The 18743-nt window shown below is 51.1% G+C and carries 14 protein-coding genes; 5 read left to right on the top strand and 9 right to left on the bottom strand.

Annotated features, from left to right (window positions below):
• Positions 1-46 precede the first annotated feature (46 nt).
• Both FN808_RS01280 and FN808_RS01275 read left to right on the top strand, forming a co-directional pair.
• On the top strand, positions 47-2227 hold the full coding sequence (locus tag FN808_RS01280; protein ID WP_142712723.1) for a hypothetical protein: 2181 nt from the start codon (positions 47-49) through the stop codon (positions 2225-2227).
• 428 nt (positions 2228-2655) lie between these two features.
• Positions 2656-4104 carry a DUF6089 family protein gene (locus FN808_RS01275; protein WP_142712722.1) on the top strand — a complete coding sequence of 483 codons (1449 nt, stop codon included), beginning with the start codon at positions 2656-2658 and terminating at the stop codon, positions 4102-4104.
• A gap of 590 nt (positions 4105-4694) precedes the next feature.
• Here FN808_RS01275 and FN808_RS01270 read toward each other — a convergent pair.
• From FN808_RS01270 to tyrA, 3 genes are all read right to left on the bottom strand, one after another.
• Positions 4695-6668: a TonB-dependent receptor gene (locus FN808_RS01270; protein WP_142712721.1), complete on the bottom strand. Its 1974-nt coding sequence runs from the start codon at positions 6666-6668 to the stop codon at positions 4695-4697.
• On the bottom strand, positions 6665-7279 hold the full coding sequence (locus FN808_RS01265) for a hypothetical protein (RefSeq protein ID WP_142712720.1): 615 nt from the start codon (positions 7277-7279) through the stop codon (positions 6665-6667). Before FN808_RS01265 ends, FN808_RS01270 begins: the two co-directional genes overlap by 4 nt.
• Positions 7280-7342: 63 nt before the next feature.
• On the bottom strand, positions 7343-8476 hold the full coding sequence (gene tyrA / locus FN808_RS01260) for a bifunctional chorismate mutase/prephenate dehydrogenase (RefSeq protein ID WP_142712719.1): 1134 nt from the start codon (positions 8474-8476) through the stop codon (positions 7343-7345).
• Between the two features lie 239 nt (positions 8477-8715).
• On the opposite strand from tyrA, the gene uvrB reads away from it, so the two are divergent.
• Together uvrB and FN808_RS01250 are read left to right on the top strand one after the other, a co-directional pair.
• A complete protein-coding gene (gene uvrB, locus FN808_RS01255; protein WP_142712718.1) occupies positions 8716-10764 on the top strand; it encodes an excinuclease ABC subunit UvrB in 2049 nt (682 codons plus the stop codon).
• Between the two features lie 64 nt (positions 10765-10828).
• Positions 10829-11377: a class I SAM-dependent methyltransferase gene (locus FN808_RS01250; RefSeq protein ID WP_142712717.1), complete on the top strand. Its 549-nt coding sequence runs from the start codon at positions 10829-10831 to the stop codon at positions 11375-11377.
• A 77-nt stretch (positions 11378-11454) separates the two neighbouring features.
• Here FN808_RS01250 and rplS read toward each other — a convergent pair whose 3' ends face one another.
• The 5 genes from rplS to ffh form a co-directional block, all read right to left on the bottom strand.
• Positions 11455-11880 carry a 50S ribosomal protein L19 gene (rplS, locus tag FN808_RS01245; RefSeq protein WP_142712716.1) on the bottom strand — a complete coding sequence of 142 codons (426 nt, stop codon included), beginning with the start codon at positions 11878-11880 and terminating at the stop codon, positions 11455-11457.
• 12 nt (positions 11881-11892) lie between these two features.
• Positions 11893-12585 carry a tRNA (guanosine(37)-N1)-methyltransferase TrmD gene (gene trmD / locus FN808_RS01240; RefSeq protein WP_142712889.1) on the bottom strand — a complete coding sequence of 231 codons (693 nt, stop codon included), beginning with the start codon at positions 12583-12585 and terminating at the stop codon, positions 11893-11895.
• A 4-nt stretch (positions 12586-12589) separates the two neighbouring features.
• Positions 12590-13129 carry a ribosome maturation factor RimM gene (rimM, locus tag FN808_RS01235; protein WP_142712715.1) on the bottom strand — a complete coding sequence of 180 codons (540 nt, stop codon included), beginning with the start codon at positions 13127-13129 and terminating at the stop codon, positions 12590-12592.
• Between the two features lie 50 nt (positions 13130-13179).
• Positions 13180-14094: a 30S ribosomal protein S16 gene (rpsP, locus tag FN808_RS19315; RefSeq protein WP_142712714.1), complete on the bottom strand. Its 915-nt coding sequence runs from the start codon at positions 14092-14094 to the stop codon at positions 13180-13182.
• Positions 14095-14226: 132 nt separating this feature from the next.
• A complete protein-coding gene (gene ffh / locus FN808_RS01225; RefSeq protein ID WP_142712713.1) occupies positions 14227-15579 on the bottom strand; it encodes a signal recognition particle protein in 1353 nt (450 codons plus the stop codon).
• Between the two features lie 276 nt (positions 15580-15855).
• Here ffh and FN808_RS01220 point away from each other — a divergent pair, with 276 nt between their 5' ends.
• On the top strand, positions 15856-16698 hold the full coding sequence (locus tag FN808_RS01220) for an enoyl-ACP reductase FabI (RefSeq protein ID WP_142712712.1): 843 nt from the start codon (positions 15856-15858) through the stop codon (positions 16696-16698).
• 43 nt (positions 16699-16741) lie between these two features.
• On the opposite strand, the gene FN808_RS01215 is transcribed toward FN808_RS01220, so the two are convergent.
• Entirely contained in the window at positions 16742-18718 is a 1977-nt protein-coding gene (locus tag FN808_RS01215) for a DEAD/DEAH box helicase (RefSeq protein WP_142712711.1), read from the bottom strand.
• Positions 18719-18743: the final 25 nt, after the last annotated feature.

Here is an 18743-nt window from a genome sequence, read left to right as displayed (position 1 = left end):
GTGTCGGTATTGCTCCGTTCTTGTATTCGAATACTCTATTTATTTTATGTCCCTGACAATAGGTGATAAATGGCGGGGGGTATTTCTTTCTCTTCTGGCAGGAGGAGGATTGCTTTTTGTGCCGCTGCTGGGCGATTTTCATTTCGAGTCAGCCATCCTGGCCGCCCTCGTTGGCTGCTTTTGGGCGGGTTTGAGAGGCTGCCGCAGCGCTTCCGGACGCAGAGATTTCAATAATGCCCTGTTTTTGGCAGGCTATCTTTATCTGGCGGGGTTACCACTGCTGTTATATGCGGTTTTCAGTGGGTGTTTTTCGGTTCACGGGCTGGCTTTTTGGCTTCTTTTCCCCCTCCCCAGTGTATTTTTCGGCTATTCCATTGGACGCCTGATGCGAAAGTGGCAGTGTCCCTACCGCCGAATTGGTACAACCGTGATCTTGTTATTGATTGGCGTGGGAGTTCTTGTCTTTGAATTTTTCAACTATCCGCAGGTGTACTTTTTTAATCATGTATGGGGAGGATGGCCGGGACCCATTTATGACGAGACGGTTACCCTCAGTGCTGCTGTGCTGTTCTTTCGTTCGATGACCATGTGCTGGGTGCTGTTGCTCTGGCATCTTCCCTCCCTCTCTGAAGACCGGCTTTCCATGTGGATGGTGGGACTTGCGATCCTTTTTCTTGGGTTCAGCTATATCCGGATGGCTGAGACGGGTATTTTATCGCCCCCCGGGCATATCCAGGAAGTACTTGGAGGAAGCCATGACACCGAACGTTTTCGTCTTTATTATGATCAGGAAGCATACAGTGAGTATGAAGTTCAGATGACAGCCCGAGAGCATGAATTTTATCTGGAACAGATTGAGGCTGTGTTCGACCTGGATGTCGCAGATCCAACCACTAAGATTGAAAGCTATCTCTATGCAAATCCCTGGCAAAAAAAACAATTGGTCGGAGCCAAATATACAAGCTACGTACCGGTTTGGCTGGAGCAGGATCAGTTGCATATCGCCCAGCAGCAACTCGAGGGAAGCCTGGAACATGAACTGGTGCACGTGGCCGCCAAGCAGTTTGGCAATCGATTGCTGAATGCCAGCTGGAGCATTGGCTTGATCGAGGGTACGGCTGTTGCCCTGACGGGCGGTTCCCTGCCGACAACAACAATTGACCAGGTGGTGGCTTCCCAGACCCCTTATCCCGGCCCGAATACTCTTCGGCTGGCTTTTTCGCCGTGGGGTTTTTACAGCGGCCGGTCCGGCGTCAACTATATAACCAGCGGTTCATTTGTGCAGTACCTGTTGCGTCGCTTCCCCGTTGAAATGCTGAAACAAGCATATCGCACGGGGGATATTATTGAAGCCTACCCGCAGAAATGGGAGACGATGGTAAAGCAGTGGCACGAGCACCTGGACTCCACGGAGGTTGACTCCGTCGACCGGCGCCGCGCCAGTCGGATATATGCTATTCCCTCGCTATTGGAAAAACCCTGTCCACATACTGTTTCCAACTTAGCTTCAGCATGGGACAAATACCGGTATTTTGAAATCAGGGGGGATACCACCCGGATGCTGGAGACGGTGGATAAGGTATTTAAACTGTCGGACAGCCTGGCGGCGGTCAAGACAGAATGGAGCTTTCGGCATCTGGAGGCCCGGAAATATGATTCGGTTCAGCAAGTGGCTTCATTGGAGGATACAACCCTGGACCTGCAGTTACTTTATGCCGATGCCTATGCACAGACCGGAAATGCAGAAGTGGCAAAGCGCCATGTTGAAGCGGCACGGAAACTTACGACTTCCCCGCCCAATGCCATGAAAAAGTGGGCCCTGGAAACGCGCAGCGATAACCGGCAGTGGCAGATCTACCGCCGGTTAATGTATGAGCACCGGCTTCCGGATTCGACGACCTTCGATGAGGCGGTCTACCGTACTCAGATACGAGCTGTGCAAGCTGCCCTGGAACAGGAGGAATGGGCGGTATTCAATCTGTATGCGGGACAATTGCTTCAGGGCTCTTTTCATGAGGTCTTTTTTGACGACTATTTGAGGTTGATACATCATTTGGCTTTTCAGGGGAGGAGGGAGGCCGCAGAGGCATGGATCCAAAAGCTCGGCGAACAGTCGCTGCGCCCCCGGCATCGAGAACGGCTGAGGAAGGAGATGGAGTGGAATGCATACCTCGCCGACAGAGAAGTAAGTCAGGGTAACCGGTATAAGGATGGTGCTGTAGAGTAATGCGGAGCGGGCCTTGTTATTCTTGTTAAAAGAGGCCTAAAATACCGGCCTGGTTGGGTAAATAGGGGGTTGTATAAAACTTCTATTTTATTATCTGCAAGAGAGTTAGGTATGTAGTGTGAAGTATTTAATAGATTCACCGGAATTCATATTCGCTCATTTATAATTTAAATTTATTAAGAATTAAGTGCAGACAATTGATTGTTACTTTAAAAAGTATAAGTTTTAAGTGACTTAAGTATATAAAAATCAATGGTTTGTATATTGCACAATGGAGGTGAAATAGTTTGAAAAAAAATATTGTTAATATTTAGAAAAATTAGGGAACTTATGAGCTGTATTGAGCTTTTAATAAACGTTACAACGTCAAAATTACATAAAAACAATCAGGCGTTGGCCTGAAATTATAATTAATCTTAGGAGGTTTTATGTTAAAGAAGCTACTTTTAGCCGCAACTATGTTATGCTTTTTTGTGCCTGCTCTGCAAGCGCAAACGGAGGATCGTCCAACTTGGATGAGCATCCATATCGGGCATAATGAGTATGACGGTGATCTCGGCAACGAGATGCTCGAGTATGAGGTCGACACTGACTGGTCTGCCGGTATTGGCTTTCACCAATATCTGAGTCCGTCTTTCGACTTTGATGCCATTTTGGAATACGGATACCTGGATTACAAGAACCAGGATGATTCAAATCCAGTCAAAGCTGATAACAGCTTTGGTACCAAATATATTAATGCCAACTTAATGCTACGGTATAAGTTGGCCAACGGTTATATATTTAGTGAGGATGCAACGCTCCAGCCATTTCTGGCTGCTGGTCTTGGTGTTACCCCTTATTTCGGCGGTAGCGACAATATTTACGAAGGCCAGAGCGGAAACGATATTGACAGCCGCGTAGGGCTTGGCATTCCACTTGCAGCTGGATTTGATATCCGCCTGTCGGAGAAAACAAAGCTGTTTTTAAAAGCTACGTACAACCGTACGTTTGTTGATGGTTTTGATGGGCAGGCTGATGGCCTTGGTCGATCAACCAGCAACGTCGACAGCAACATCGACAACAAAAGCCACGATGACTTTTTAGTCACTTCTGTTGGTTTCAAGTTTAACATCAGTCCTGCTCCTGATGCTGATGACGATGGTATTCCTGATAAGGAAGATCGTTGTCCGCAGACACCGGGGCCGGAAGAGTTCGATGGCTGTCCTGACACCGACGGTGACGGCATTCCGGATATTGATGATCGCTGTCCTGAAGTTGCAGGCGAAGCCGAGTTTGACGGCTGCCCTGACACCGACGGCGACGGCATTCCGGATTACGAAGATGACTGTCCTGAAGTTGCAGGCGAAGCCGAATTCGATGGCTGTCCTGACACCGATGGCGACGGCATCCCGGATAAAGATGATCGCTGCCCTGAAGTAGCAGGCGAAGCTGAATTTGACGGCTGCCCTGACACCGACGGCGACGGTATTCCGGACTACGAAGATGAATGTCCTGAAACACCAGGTATTGAAGCGAATAACGGTTGTCCGCAAGTCGACTTCGACTTCGCTGACGTCAACTTCGCCTTCGATAGATCCAATATCGAAACACAGTTCGAAGATGAACTGAATCGCCTGGCCAATGAATTAATGGACAACACCAACCTCAAGGCAACCTTGAGAGGTCACGCCGACCGTATTGGACCTGCGCAGTACAACCTGCGTCTGTCACAGCGTCGTGCCGAGTCCGTCAAGAGTTACCTGGAAGGTCGCGGTGTAAGCGGTGATCGCATCTTTACTGAAGGATTGGGTGAATCTCAGCCTAAGATCGAGAATGCGAATCGAGAAGAACGACGACAAAACCGTCGAGTAGAAATCGAAGTTTCGCAACTGTAACGTGCGAAAAGCTCAAGAGCTCAAGAAAGGCCCCGCTGTTTCAGCGGGGCCTTTTTTATTTTAAGCTTGTTCTGAGAATGCGAACACCGGATATCTGCCAGCAGTTGTATTGTCGCAGATAAAAAAACTCTTGCCTGCCGCCGGTGTATCCTCCTATCCAAATAAGTATTGTGCTTGTACAACAAGGCCCCGTTTGTGTGGCCTCAGAATGTTATGCTCGTGAAGTTCTGCTGCAGGGCGTGATCACCAAAGATCATTTTGTGCAGGAAATCATCCAGCTGAGGTCCATATGCGGAGGACGTCAACAGATCATTCATATTGGCCCTGGGGGTAAGACAAGGGATGTATAGAGCGAATCAGTATTTTTCGGAGAGAAGAGGCTGCAATAAATGTCTGCGAATTAACGGGAAACCGATGAAGTCGGCTTTTTGGTCCACCATTATTTTCGGCTCTAATGCATGGAAAGATAAAGAGGATCCATCAGGCGGGTTTGAGATTGCGGGCGGTTGCCATGGAATCATTGGATATATACGAACCCATCGTCGGGTCCATCGGTCAGCATCGGAAAAGCAACAGATTTATCTTCCTGGCTACAGGGAGAGGGAGGCCTTGATGATGAATTGCATGGCCTGGTCCGGGCCCAGGGTATGGTAGCGTACCTCGGTGTTTAGAAGATTCCGCAAGGAAAAGGTGGTGGCCAACCGCCGGTCCCAGAACCATTTCCTGGCCGTGATGTCTATGTTGAAAAATGAGGGGGTCCTGGTATGAAAGGTGCCATACTGGAGCGGGTACTGGGGCTGCAGGGAGCGATACTGTTCCCCTTCGAGGTTCTGGTACTCCTTCCAGTTAGCCGTACTGCGGTAAAAGGCGGCTGCTGAAAAGGAAAGATCGGTTACAGGACGAATCTTGACTGCATAGCGAAGCTGCTGCTTCGGGATCTGTTTCCAATAGCTGTGGTACCGGGCGGTTCCGTCACGGTTGTACCGGTGTATCATATTAAGTTCATGGGTAAAGCCAGGGCCTACCTTTTGGGTAAGTCCGAGTTTTAATCTGAAGCGACTGCCGTGCTCAGCGGTAAATGCAAAGTCCCGGGGATGAGTGTAGATCCCGGTGTATTGTTCTTCATCATGGGCGACCACCTGCCAGGGGATATTCAGGGTGTGATGGTCAATGTATGTGCCCTCAAGGGTGAGGGATACAGCCGGAGCAAGGGTATAGTCATTGGTCAGCTTGACCTGGGTGCTGCTGTTTTTTTGTGAGCTGAACGGCCGGGAATGGGTTATGCCAAGCTGGGAGAACAGGTCATAGCCCCGCCTGTACCAGTAGGTGCTGCTTTCCTGCCGGTAATTTAGCATTTCATTATAATCGAGTACTGCCGAGATGCTCCAGTCGTCCGTTAGCTGATGCGTTGAGCCAATGGAGAGTGAGGTGGCGGTCTCGTGGGTGGCAATGTCGATATTCAGGCCGGCCCGGAGGCTGTGGTCTCGATGCAGCTGGGAGCTAATGGATCCGTAAAGGGTGGCCAGCGACTGTTGGTTTACCATCTGCAGTCCACGGGCATTGCTGATTTCCAGGATTCCCCCCGACTCCAGCGAAAGCCACCTGTTTTGATAGCCGGAGGAGAGTGAAAATAGATGGTTAATCCTCCACCAGTCAAAATTATAGCCCTTGTTGTTGACCCGGTATTCCATGGACTTGTGGTTGGCCAGGTACCGGGCGCTGAGCGACCAGGACCCGGTTTTGCGGCTGGCCTTCACGGCCAGTTGGCGGTAGCCGGTGACGGCAGGTATTTCACGCCCGAAGGGTTGGAAGAAGACATATTCATCATTGGTGCTCAGGAGGCCGCGTGTTCGAAACGACCAGTTGCCCGTGTGGAACCCGACTTCGGCAAGGCCGTTGCCCACCGTCGTCTTGACGGGGTGCCAGACACCATCAACGTAGGAATAGCTTCCGATGCGATGGTTGTTGTTCAGGTTGGTTGGCTGGTGCTGTCGCAGAGAGAGGTGTCCTTTGGCGTACCAGCGGGAGCCGCCGTATGCAATCTCTGAGATATAATGAGGACCGCGCCGGTCGATGTTGGGGGTCACCCTTGACGGGTCATAGCTCCAGGGTCCTGGATCTTCTATCTGGTTACCGACGGTGATGGAGCTGTAGATGCTGAAACCGGTGTCGGGGGGAAGCGTACGAAGGTCGAGGTAGCCCGAACGGGCCAGCATGCCATGGTGCGCCCGGGGATCGGAGTGATAGCCGATTACTTTGATTTGGTCCGTGGAAAGCGGCAGCATGTTGAGGTTCTGCCAGTTGAAATACGAAAAATCAATAGGAATGTCATCGATGTAGACCGTCGGCTGAGGCCCATAAAAGCCATACCGGCCCGAATGCACCCGGTAGGCAAACCCATCTGTTGTGGCTGCAGTCCATTCCGGGATGGCCTGCAGAATATCATTGGGTTTTATAAGGATCGAAGTGGCAAGACTATCCTTCTTTTCGGTCGTAGCCTGCCCGAGAACATCCGGGGTATTGCAGCAGAGAAAAAGAAGGAGGATAAATAGTCGTCGTATCATTGCAGAAAGTTTTTAAGCCAGGAGGGGGTGCTTAAGGAGCGGCTTATGCCGAGGGAGAGAAGTCCCACCGGCAGGGGATGGTAAGTCAGCGTTCGGTTGTAGGAGAAACTGGAGTGGAGGTGCCATGGGCTGTTGCCCAGTTTATATTCCAGCCGTCCAAACAGTTCATAGGCAAATTCGCTTTCGTGGGAATCGAACACATACTCGGCCCATACGCCCGCCGCCGGGTAGGTGGCGGGGTTACGAAAGGCAAGAAAAGTGTTGCCAAAACGAAGCCCGGGAGCAAAGGTGAGCTGCCTGGCAAGCCGGAAAGGGTATTCCCAGCCAATATAGATGAAATAAGCGGAGAAACTTGCCTCATCGTAGGCCGGGTCCCGGGCGCTGTAGTTGGAATATCGGACTCCGGCCTCCAGGTTGCCGGCATGATAGTTGATCCGCGTCCCAATATGAAATCCGGGTGAGCTTTCCCAATGACGGCTAAAACTGTTGTCAAGGAGAGAGAGGGCACCGCTGGCATCCAGGCGGATCTGCTCGTAGGAGGACTGCTGAGCGCGCCCGGCAGCGGCCATCGAAAGCAAAAAAAGAAAAAAGGCGGTAGCTTTTCTGAGCATAACGGATCTTGAGGCCCTTCTAATCTAAAAGCAGGTTATATGAAATAGGTGGCCATTGCGAAGTCAGGCAAAGCGATCAGTCAGCCGGTCAATCAGGTAGCCACTCTCCTCGAGGGCCTGGTTGGCGAAGCTGCCAAAAAAATCAGTGACAGCTTCAAACTCTTTGACAAATCCCTTTTTATCATCCTCCCGTACCATCTTGGCCAGCCGGTCGTTGTGTTCGATGAACTTGAGCAGCAGTTGCCTGCGTTCTTCATTGGAAAATACAATGTCGGCGTAAAGCTCGGCGCTCTGGGCAAAGATACGCCCTGTCATCATCAATTCTCCGCGATAAATAGGACTGGAGTAGTCCAGGATATCCCGTGGATTGAGATCGTAGGTCTTCATAAAGGAGCCGTGGAGCAGGGCAACAAAGTGTCGAAGGCCCTGTACCAGGTGCATCACATGGTCGTGCTTCTGAGGGTCGGCCTCTATGACGCGCATGCCCCAGAGGCGGGACTGCTCAACCACCCAGTGGGAGGCTTCAGCATCGCGGCCCGCACATGCAACCATGAGCTGCTTTGAGAGGTTGTTGACATCGGGGCCATGCATGGGGTGGAGGCCCAGAACCGGTCCGCTGTGGACTTCCATCATCACTTTTATGGGTTCCGTTTTGTTACTCGTGAAGTCGGCAAGGATGGTCTCCTTCTTCAGCTTGGGCGCCAGGCGCCTGATTACATCCTCTGTCACATTGATGGGAACCGTTACAATAGCCAGGTCCAGCTTCGGGGCCATCTCCTCCAGTTCGTACCAGTTGTGCTTGTCAATTTTGTGAACAATATGGCCCGACTGTTCGAAAACCCGGGCGTACAGACGGCCCATGCCGCCCCGGGCTCCCACAATGAGGATATGCTTGGGGGCCTCCGTGGCTCGTGGAAACTCATCAGAGGACTGGCTTGCCCGCGAGGAAGCCATGATCATCCGGAGAAAATCCTCAGCCCAGTCGGGATCAAGTCCCCGGTCGGCGGCCATCTTTCGAAACTTATCCGTTTTCTCATCTTCCCGCTTGGGAACAAAAATAGGCAGCTGATTCTGGATTTTCTTTTCAATGACTTCATGAACAATACGATTGCGTTCGGAGAGCAGATCCAGCAGTTGCTGATCAATCTCATCAATGCGTTCGCGCTGGGGCCCTAATTTCTTTTCGTCTTTAGTCATGCTGGTTCGTTGTTACCATGGTGATTTTTTTAGAACGAAGCCGTTAAATTAAAGTATTACTGTCAATTGCCCTAAAAAAATGTGATTTTATATGAATGATTTTGCGTTATTTTCGTTATGGATTATCGAGTGATCAGAGATGATGATCCTGAGAGTTGTGAAGAGGATGACAGATCCGATTGACAATCTAATCCAATCTATTGCGTTGTATTTAAATAAAGAAAATTTGATCGTTTCAGATGTCTCAATTTGATTTACAATCTCCCTGGCCGCCGGCGGGAGATCAGCCCAAGGCCATCAAGGAGCTGGTGGAAGGAGTTCAAAACGGCGATAAGTATCAGACGTTGCTGGGGATAACCGGTTCCGGGAAAACAAGGACGGTAGCCGATGTTATTGATCAGGTGGAGCGGCCCACGCTGGTGATGAGTCACAACAAGACGCTGGCCGCTCAGTTGTATCGTGAGTTGAGCGACTTTTTCCCCAACAACCGGGTTGAGTTCTTTATTTCGTACTATGATTACTATCAGCCGGAGGCCTATCTATCATCGCAGGACAAATATATAGAAAAAGATCTGTCGATTAATGACGAGATTCAGCGGCTGAGGCTTCGGGCCACCAGTTCACTGCTGTCCGGACGCCGGGACGTTATCATTGTTTCTTCGGTCAGCTGTATCTATGGTATCGGTTCGCCGTCGGAGTATGAAAAACTGATTATCACCCTCAGGGATGGCATGCAGGTGGCCCGCAACAAGCTGCTGTATGACCTGGTGGACCTTCACTATACCCGCAATGATCGCGAGTTTACCCGCGGCACCTTTCGTGTTCGGGGGGATGTCGTGGACCTCTACCCGGCTTATGCAGAGGATGGACTGCGCATCTCCTTCTGGGGAGATGAAATTGAGAAGATGGAAATTGTGGACCCTGATACGGGAAATGTCCTTGAGCGCGTGCATGAGTTCCATATCTATCCGGCCTCACATTATGTGACGACCCAAAACCGGCTGGAACAGGCCATTGACCAGATACGCGATGAGCTGAACTGGCGGATCGGGACCCTTACCGATGAAGGCAAGCACCTGGAAGCCAAGCGTCTGGAACAGCGTACCCTCTTTGATATTGAGATGATGCAGGAGATTGGATACTGTTCGGGTATTGAAAACTACTCGCGTTACCTGAGCAACCGAAAACCCGGTGAACGTCCCTACTGCCTGTTTGACTATTTCCCGGATGACTTTCTGTTGGTGGTTGACGAGAGCCACCAGACGGTACCCCAGATATCAGCCATGTACGGGGGCGACCGTTCGCGGAAGACGGAGCTGGTGGAGCACGGTTTCCGGCTGCCTTCAGCACTGGACAACCGTCCGCTGACCTTCGATGAGTGGGAGAGTGTCACCAACCAGGCTATTTTTGTGAGTGCAACGCCGAGTGATTACGAGCTGGAAAAGAGCGGTGGGGTGTTTGTTGAGCAGATCGTACGTCCAACGGGACTGATGGAGCCGGAAATTGAAGTGCGCCCGGTGGATAACCAGATTGATGATCTGCTGGAGGAAATCAGGAAGCGGGTGGACAAGGGAGACCGCGTGCTTTGCATCACGCTCACCAAGCGATTAAGTGAAGAGCTGAGTGAATATCTCAAAAGCGTGGGCATCTCAGCCGCTTATATGCACAGCGAGCTCAGTGCTATGGAACGGGTAGAGGTACTTTACAAATTCCGGCGGGGCGACTTTGACGTGCTTGTGGGCATTAACCTGTTGCGGGAGGGGATCGACATCCCGGAGCTGAGCCTGGTGGCTATTCTGGATGCCGACAAGGAAGGGTTCCTGCGTTCGGAGACGTCGCTTTTTCAGATTGTGGGACGTGCAGCACGGAATGTCGATGGCAAGGCCATAATGTATGCCGACAAAATTACCGACAGCATGAAAACCGTTATTGACGAGACGGAAAGGCGGCGTAAGATTCAGAAGGAATACAATGAGAAGCACGGCATTACCCCAAAAACGATTGAAAAAGAACTTAAGCCGCTGGTCGATCCTGCGCTTATTTCGTCCAGGAGCTTTGATCTTGAAGAGGAGGGAGAAGCCTCTGAGGAGCCGCTGGAAATGGTAAAAGTTGCAGAGGAGGGAATCAAGTACAAAGCAAATCCGGCCATGAAAGAGGTGACCTTCGAAGACAAGGAGCAATTCCTGGATTATCTGCATGAGTCGATGAAGACGGCCGCACGGAATATGGAATTTGAAGAGGCCGCCCGCATCCGTGATCAAATTGAACAGCTTGAGAATGAACTCTGAGGCGGGCCGTAGCCGATAAAGATGTATACCCGACAGTCCCTATAAAAGCAGACAGACACTCCCCATGAGCACTTTAACGTATTTGAAAAGCTTCTTCAAAGACAAGGATGTCGCTTCGGTGACCCCGACTTCGCGCTTTTGCATTCAGCGCGTCTGCCGGCCGATTGATTTGGAAAAGGACCAGCTTATTGTTGAATACGGCGCCGGCGCCGGCGTTTTTGCGAAGTATCTGCTTCCCAGAATGACACCGGACTCCCGCCTGGTCCTTTTTGAGACCAATGAGCTGCTGTTTGAAAAACTGAAAAAAATGGACGATCCGCGGCTGCTCCTCTATAATGAAAGCGTCGAGCATGTCCTACAGCTGCTGCCTGAAGAGTTTATCGGTAAAACAGATTACATCATTTCAGGTATTCCCTTTTCATTTCTGGATGAGCAAACCAGGAAATCCGTCCTTGAGCAAAGTGTGGAACTGTTGAGAGAGGGCGGCAAATTTTTGGCATACCAGACCTCCGGGCATCTGAAAGAGCCGCTTGTAAAGGCCTTTGGCAATAGTAAGACGGGGTGGGAATGGCGTAATATTCCTCCCATGACGATATACGAAGCCAGAAAATAGCTGAATCAATAAACTAAAAATGGAGGCCACTATGCCGTGGTCTCCATTATAGCTTAAAGTCAACACAGCGGTTGTTCTTACTCCTCTTCGCTGGCTGCCGCTGCTGCCTTTGCTCGTTCTTCAGCCTGACGGTTGAGTTCACGAACAGTATTCTGGTTCTGATCCTTCTCCTTGATGCGAGCCGACTTACCCTGTCGTTCACGCAGGTAATAGAGCTTGGACCGCTTGATATCCCCCTGCTTCTTCAGTTCAATCTTGGCGATAAAGGGTGAGAAGAGCGGAAAAATACGTTCCACCCCGATGTTGCCGGCTGATATCTTGCGTACCATAAACGTCTGGTTTGCACCGGAACCGTGTCGGGAGATGACAAGGCCTTCAAACTTCTGAATGCGTTCCTTTTCTCCTTCACGTACACGATAGTGTACATTGACAGTATCACCGGTTTTAAACTCGGGATACTGGTTATTCATTAATGTCTGTTCTGCTAATTTTAACTTATCCATGATTGATCTTTGCTACTGTTCATTTCGAAATTTTTTATACATCTCAGGACGTACTTTCCTGGTACGCTCCAGCGATTGTTCCAATCGCCATTGGTTCACTTTTTGATGATCACCCGAACGCAGTACCTTGGGTACTTCCAGCCCTCGGAATGTGGCCGGCCGCGTGTACACGGGACCCTCCAGCAATCCATCCTGGAAGGAATCGGTCAGGGCACTTTCTGCATCACCCAGGACCCCCGGCAGAAGGCGCACGATGGCATCCGTCATAGTCATTGCCGGCAGTTCCCCGCCGGAAAGCACATAGTCGCCCATGCTGTATTCTCGGGTAATCAATTGATCGCGCACGCGCTGATCAACCCCTTTGTAATGACCACATAAAAACATCAGGTTTTGACTGATGGAAAGCGCATTGGCATCCTCCTGTGTGAAAACATCACCGTCGGGCGCGGGAAAGATGATTTCATCATAATCACGCTGATCGGTCAAATGTTCAATACAGGAAAATATCGGCTGAGGCGTAAGCACCATCCCGGCGCCACCGCCATAGGGATAGTCGTCTACCTTCCTGTGCTTGTCTTCCGAATAGTCACGCAGGTCGTGTATGTGGACTTCCACAAGCTCGTTTTCCCGGGCCTTGCCCACAATACTGTGGTCCAGGGGCCCGCTCAACACCTGTGGGACGGCCGAAATGATATCGATGCGCATCATATTACAAATTCATCAGTTGTTCCAGGTTTTGACATTGTATTTGCTGACGCTCTTCATCCACGGCCGTGACATATTCTTCCACCAGCGGTACCAATAGCTGCTGCTGATCATGCATCCTGATTCGCAGGATGGGATGAGCCGGATTGGGAATGACCTCTTCTACAGATCCAACCCGGGTGTGGTCCACCCAGATTTCATAGGAGGTCATATCCATCGTTTCATCTTCCTGCTGCAGCAGGTGGTCGACCTGATCGTGCCGGGCATACACCGAAAACTGTTTCAGTGCATCGGCCTGGGTACGGTCAGTCACGTGCTCAAATTTTACAAAGAACGAAAGCCGGTTGTTCTTTTCCTGCACCCGAACCGACTCAATACGGGCGGGGACCAGATCCCCCCTGGCATTTTCAATCCATACCAGGTCAAGTGAGTCAAAAAGTGTTGGAGCGTAAATTTCGGAGATCATCAAAACATCTCCGCCTACGCCGTGAGACCGGGCAATATACCCGATTTTGCGATACTGGTTTTCTATTGACTCCAGCATTATCTGGGTAGCTTCCCTGCGTATTTAGACGCAGGTGAAGTCCTTTTTTATTATTCTTCCTCGTCGTGCTTGTCGTCCCAGGCACGCCGAACGGTCACCCGGTCTTCCTCATCCGTGACAAAGCCTTCGAGCTCGTCAAGCGGGGTGTTCTCGATATGAGAAATAGCCTCTTTTGCCAGCATGTCGGTAGACGTCTGTCCCTCAGAAGCGGTCTCGGCCGTTGCTTCTTCTTTTTCTTCCCCGGCCTCTTCATCTTCCTGCTCCTGCTCTTCAGCGGCTTCTTCCTCTGCTTCCTCATCAGAAGAAACTTCCGCTTCCTCTTCTTCGGCAGCTTCATCAGTGGCAGCTTCTTCCTGCTCTTCCGATTCAGCTTCTTCCCGGGCTTCAGCCTCTTCCTGTTCTTCACTGGCTTCTGCTTCTTGCTGAGGTTCCTCCTGTTCGGCTTCCTCTTCGTCAGCAGCTTCAGCTTCTTCGGTTTCTTTTTCGGCCTTCTCCTCTTCTTCTGCCGCAGCGAGGGCCTCCTGCTTGGCTTTTTCACGGGCTGCCTCTTCCGCTTTTTTCTTGAGCTGTTTCTGGAACTCTCGTTCTTCAGCTTCCAGCAACGCTTTCTGGCGTTCTTTGCGGGTAGGTACTTTCTCTTCCTTTTCCTCGCGATTTTCACGCCATTCCGTTAATGCTGCTTCAATTTCCTCGTCCGATTTACCCCATCGGATCAAGTGCATTTCGTACATGATGCCTTGATTCTTGAAGATGGATCGAACCGTATCAGAGGGCTGTGCTCCCTGTTTCAACCAGTAAAGAGCACGGTCCCGGTTCAGTTCAAGCTGGTTTTTTGGTGTGATGTTGTCAAAACGACCTAAGTCTTCAATAATGCGTCCATCTCTGGGTTTACGGCTGTCGGCCACTACAATATGATGGATAGGTCGTTTCTTTCGACCTCTACGTTGTAATCTAATTCTTAACAATGGATTATCTCCTTAGTTATAACTTTTAATTTGCGTTGATTTTTATAGAGGATGTTGTCGGAATCTTGCGCAATACGCTTAAATAAGCGATGCCGGACCGGGCTAAACGGTACACGACACCGGTTTTTCTGATTATCTACCAAACGGTAATTTGTTTTTCATTCCTTTCATGCCCTGCATCATTTTGCCCATTTTACCCATGCCTGAGAACGACTTCATCATCTTCTTCATCTGGTTGAACTGTTTTATCAGGTCATTGATGTCTCGTACACGGGTGCCGGAGCCGCGGGCAATGCGCCGGCGCCGACTGGCATTTAAAATATCCGGGTTGTTTCGTTCCTCCGGGGTCATGGAACAGATGATCGCCTCAATGGGTTTGAAGGAATCATCGTCGATGTCGGCATCCTGCAACGCCTTTCCGGCGCCGGGGATCATGCCAACCAGGTCCGAGAGGTCGCCCATTTTCTTTACCTGCTGAAGCTGCTCGTAGAAGTCTTCCAGGTCGAAACTGTCGGATTTGATCTTCTTCTGCAGCTTCTGGGCTTCTTTCTCATCAAACTCTTTCTGGGCTTTTTCAACAAGCGAGACTACATCGCCCATACCCAGGATTCGCTGCGACATCCGGTCGGGATAGAAAGGGGAGAGAGCATCAAGCTTCTCGCCGGTACTGACAAACTTAATCGGTTTTTGGACCACAGTCTTGATCGACAGGGCCGCCCCGCCGCGGGTGTCACCGTCAAGCTTGGTCAGTACAACGCCGTCGTAATTGATGGTCTCGTTAAATTCCTTGGCCGTATTTACGGCATCCTGCCCCGTCATGGAGTCGACAACAAAGAGGGTTTCATGGGGCTGGACTGCTTCTTTGATCTCGGCCACCTCGGTCATCATCTCTTCGTCCACGTGCATGCGCCCGGCGGTATCAATAATAACCGTGTCAAGAGCCAGGCTTTTGGCCATGGATACAGCCTCTTTGGCCACGCGTACGGCATCTTTCTGGCCGATGGAGTAAACAGGGACGTCAATGCTGTCGGCCAATGTCTTCAGCTGGTTGATGGCCGCGGGACGGTAGACGTCGGCGGCTGCCAGGATGGGGCTGCGATTATTTTCCTGCTTGAGGTAGCGGGCCAGCTTGGCGCTGAAGGTGGTCTTTCCCGATCCCTGCAGGCCAGCAATTAAAATGACGGTGGGCGGTGTGTCGGCAACGGACAAATCCACCCGTTCCTGTCCCAGAAGCTCCGTCAGTTCATCGTGAACAATTTTTGTAAACTGCTGGCCGGGGTTTACCGCAGTCAATACATCTTCCCCCATGGCACGCTCCTTGATGCCGTTCGTGAACTTTTTGGCAACTTCGTAGTTCACGTCGGCATCGAGCAGGGCGCGACGTATCTCCCTGACCGACTCCGCAATATTGACGTCGGTAATCTTAGATTCACCTTTCAGAGTCTGGAAGGCCTGATCTAATTTTGACGAGAGATCTTGAAACATGAGTTTTGTCGTTTCTAAAGGGTTTTCAGTTCGTACTATGCATTAATTCGTACTATGCATTAATTCGTACTATGCATTAATTCGTACTATGCATTAACAGGTACGGACACAAAGTTTCGCAAAATAAGGACAATGAAGACTATTATCAACAGTATTCGCACTTTTAAAGGGCCCGCGCCTGGCAAATGATTAAAAACCATTTCGGATTTGATTGATAACTTTTATTATTTTCGGGAGCATAACTAACGCAAAGAAATTGACTGAGGTACATTTTTTATGGCAGACGGACAAGGATATGGCTTGTTGGAAGGGAAAAAAGGACTCATTTTTGGAGCACTGGATGACCGCAGCATTGCGTGGCGCATCGCACTGGCCTGTAATCGCGAAGGGGCGGAATTTTCTCTGTCAAATGCACCGGTGGCCCTGCGGTTCGGAGATCTTGACGAGCTGTCGGAGATAACAGGAGCCGAGGTTTTTCCATGTGATGTCACCAAGGAAGATGAGATTGAGGAGTTGATGCAGAATGTGAAAGAGGAGCACGGTTCGATTGATTTTATCCTTCATGCTATTGGGATGTCGCCCAATGTCCGTAAGAATACCGGCTATGAGAACTTGAATTACCACTGGATGCAGCAGACGCTGGATATCTCCGCTGTTTCTTTGCATAAGGTGATCCGCTATGCTGATGAAGCGGGAATCCTGAACGATGGGGGCAGCATTGTCGCCCTCTCTTATATTGGAGCCCAGCGGATCTTCTCCAAATACAGTGATATGAACGACGCCAAGGCACTGCTCGAGAGTATTGCCCGCAATTACGGCAGCCGGCTGGCAGAGCGGGGCATTCGCGTGAATACGGTATCACAGGCGCCCACCCAGACCTCGGCGGGTACCGGCATCAAGGGATTTGACGGTATGTACACCTTTGCCGATAAACTGGCGCCCATGGGTAATCCCTCGGCTGATGAATGTGCGGATTACTGCGTAACGCTGTTTTCAGATCTCACCCGCAAGGTGACCATGCAGAATCTATATCATGACGGCGGTTTTGTAACGGCCGGGATCAACGAAGAGATGATCAACGACCTGGCAAAGCTGTATTCCGAGAGGGAGGAAGAGTAAGGCAGACAGGACGGCAGGCACCGGTACCGGGAGAGGAGCTTGGTCAGGCCTCCCGTTCCTGAAATCGATGCAGCAGTCGCCCCAGAAATTTCCGGGCATATACTTTGTTGATGTGATCCATGTCTGCCAGGATGACCAGCCGGTCTTTGCTCCGTGAGAGGGCGACATTGAGCAGGCGGGGCACGGCCAGCCCGTTTTTTTCCTCATCAAAGGGGCGTACCGAATAGTGCCGCCTGTGGCCGTAGGCCCCTTCTCCGCTCATCACGGTGTCGAAAATGATTACCTTCTTTTCGCGTCCCTGGAAGGTGTGGATTGTTCCTACCTCTACGGCATCCATCCCCTGTTCATAGAGCGCTCCGCGGATGTCGTATACGGTGCTTCGAAAAGGGACGATGATGCCAATTTCCTCAACGGGAACATGGTTTTTCAGGATTAGCCGCTTCAGGATCCGGGTGAGAATGGCAGTGTGCACTTCGTTGACCGGGCTGAATCCGCGCCCCTCGTCTTTCTGGGTCAGTTCGGGACCGTATTTCTGACTGTCAATTACATTGACGGTAGGGCTGGGAACCGATTGGGTTGTCAGATGCTCATCCGGCTGCTCGTCCCCGGTGGCCGTTTTCAGCCGGCCTTCATAGAATACGGTGCTCAGAACGTCCGCAAGGTCTTTGTTCAGGCGGTACTGGGTGTCAAAAAAGGTGGTAAGGGGACGGTTTTGATCGTGCCAGGCAAACAGGTCTTCTGTGCTCTCAGCCTTGGATGCATAGGTGAAAATATCCTTTTCGAGGAAATGGCGGGCCTCTGCATCCTCTGCTAGTGCAATGGGCGGCAGCTGCATGGGATCGCCCACCGCCACGATATGCGTTGTTGCTTTGGCAGCCAGCACCATCAGGTACGGCAGGTTGGCCATGGAGGCCTCGTCGATTACAACGGCATCAAACTCCTGCCCGTCAAAGAGGTCGGAGGTGCAGACTTTGGCCAGGGTCGTGCCTACCAGCTGCATGCGTTCAAGCTCCATGCGTTCATTGACGGTGATGAGGCGATCCACCTTCTCCTCCAGGGCGGCCTCTCCGCCGTGCTCATCAAGGCGGTCCCCCAGCTTGGCAATTTCCTCATCCAGCTCGGGGGGCACCGATTCACCGTAATCCATGAGGTTGTCGATCTCCTTTTGGAGCTTCTGGTAGCGACCAAGCAGGTTGGAAAGGTCGGCCGCCTTGCGTTCCTGTTTTCTGGCTTTCTCTTCAATATGGCGGTCAAAGAGGATCTTCTCCAGCCGCTCGCTGTCCAGGGCTATCTCCCCGAATCGGGTGGCCTGTTTTTCCAGGTGTTCCTTCTCAACCGATGTCAGGGCCTCAAGAGCACTCAGCAGTCCCACGTCTACTGCACGGTTGGTGTTGGCGGCAAAAAGCACGCGTTTCCCTTTAATCAGGTAGTTGGCAATCATAAAGCCGAGGGTGGACGTTTTGCCGGTTCCCGGCGGCCCCCACACATAGAGTACCTCATTTTGAAGGGCCTTCAGTAATGATTCATGCTGCGCCTCGTTTCGCTTGCTGTCATCAAGCACGCGGGTATCCGGGTCAGCGCGGTGATGTTTACCGGCATCGGGATAAAACAGGCGTCCCATCTGTTCTCGCGTTTGCCGGTTGTCATTGTCGAGCAGCTTCTGAAGCTCGGTGCGGAGCCGCCTCAGCACGAAGTCATTTTCCCACTCCAGGCTGACCTTGGGCAGGGAGGGCCCAAAGTTATGGGGAAAGTGCAGAATCGCTTTTTCGTCGGATATCTCCACCGGGTAAAGTTCCACCTCCTCATCATAGCCGTCCATCTCGGCGCGGATGACTTCGGCAAACCGCAGGGACGTATTCTTGGATTCGAATTCATAGTAGAATACGCCTGGCGGATGGTTCTCCGAGAGCACGCCGTCAAACAGCACGTCCTGGGCGGGCTTGTCACGGACCGACTCAATTTCGGCACTGACCGCTTCGAGTGCCCGTTTGATGAGTTTTTTAATTTTTTTATCTGTCATTGCTTGGTTTGGCTTCTTGAATCTG

The sequence above is a fragment of the Fodinibius sediminis genome, assembly GCF_900182555.1.
In the GTDB taxonomy this organism is placed as follows: domain Bacteria; phylum Bacteroidota; class Rhodothermia; order Balneolales; family Balneolaceae; genus Fodinibius; species Fodinibius sediminis.
This window is presented reverse-complemented; position numbering and strand designations above follow the sequence as displayed.

Excerpts from the sequence above, each read along its gene's own strand:
- FN808_RS01280 (WP_142712723.1), top strand. The coding sequence starts at position 47 with ATGTCCCTGACAATAGGTGATAAATGGCGGGGGGTATTTCTTTCTCTT.
- FN808_RS01275 (WP_142712722.1), top strand. The coding sequence starts at position 2,656 with ATGTTAAAGAAGCTACTTTTAGCCGCAACTATGTTATGCTTTTTTGTG.
- FN808_RS01270 (WP_142712721.1), bottom strand. The coding sequence starts at position 6,668 with ATGATACGACGACTATTTATCCTCCTTCTTTTTCTCTGCTGCAATACC.
- FN808_RS01265 (WP_142712720.1), bottom strand. The coding sequence starts at position 7,279 with ATGCTCAGAAAAGCTACCGCCTTTTTTCTTTTTTTGCTTTCGATGGCC.
- tyrA (WP_142712719.1), bottom strand. The coding sequence starts at position 8,476 with ATGACTAAAGACGAAAAGAAATTAGGGCCCCAGCGCGAACGCATTGAT.
- uvrB (WP_142712718.1), top strand. The coding sequence starts at position 8,716 with ATGTCTCAATTTGATTTACAATCTCCCTGGCCGCCGGCGGGAGATCAG.
- FN808_RS01250 (WP_142712717.1), top strand. The coding sequence starts at position 10,829 with ATGAGCACTTTAACGTATTTGAAAAGCTTCTTCAAAGACAAGGATGTC.
- rplS (WP_142712716.1), bottom strand. The coding sequence starts at position 11,880 with ATGGATAAGTTAAAATTAGCAGAACAGACATTAATGAATAACCAGTAT.
- trmD (WP_142712889.1), bottom strand. The coding sequence starts at position 12,585 with ATGCGCATCGATATCATTTCGGCCGTCCCACAGGTGTTGAGCGGGCCC.
- rimM (WP_142712715.1), bottom strand. The coding sequence starts at position 13,129 with ATGCTGGAGTCAATAGAAAACCAGTATCGCAAAATCGGGTATATTGCC.
- ffh (WP_142712713.1), bottom strand. The coding sequence starts at position 15,579 with ATGTTTCAAGATCTCTCGTCAAAATTAGATCAGGCCTTCCAGACTCTG.
- FN808_RS01220 (WP_142712712.1), top strand. The coding sequence starts at position 15,856 with ATGGCAGACGGACAAGGATATGGCTTGTTGGAAGGGAAAAAAGGACTC.
- FN808_RS01215 (WP_142712711.1), bottom strand. The coding sequence starts at position 18,718 with ATGACAGATAAAAAAATTAAAAAACTCATCAAACGGGCACTCGAAGCG.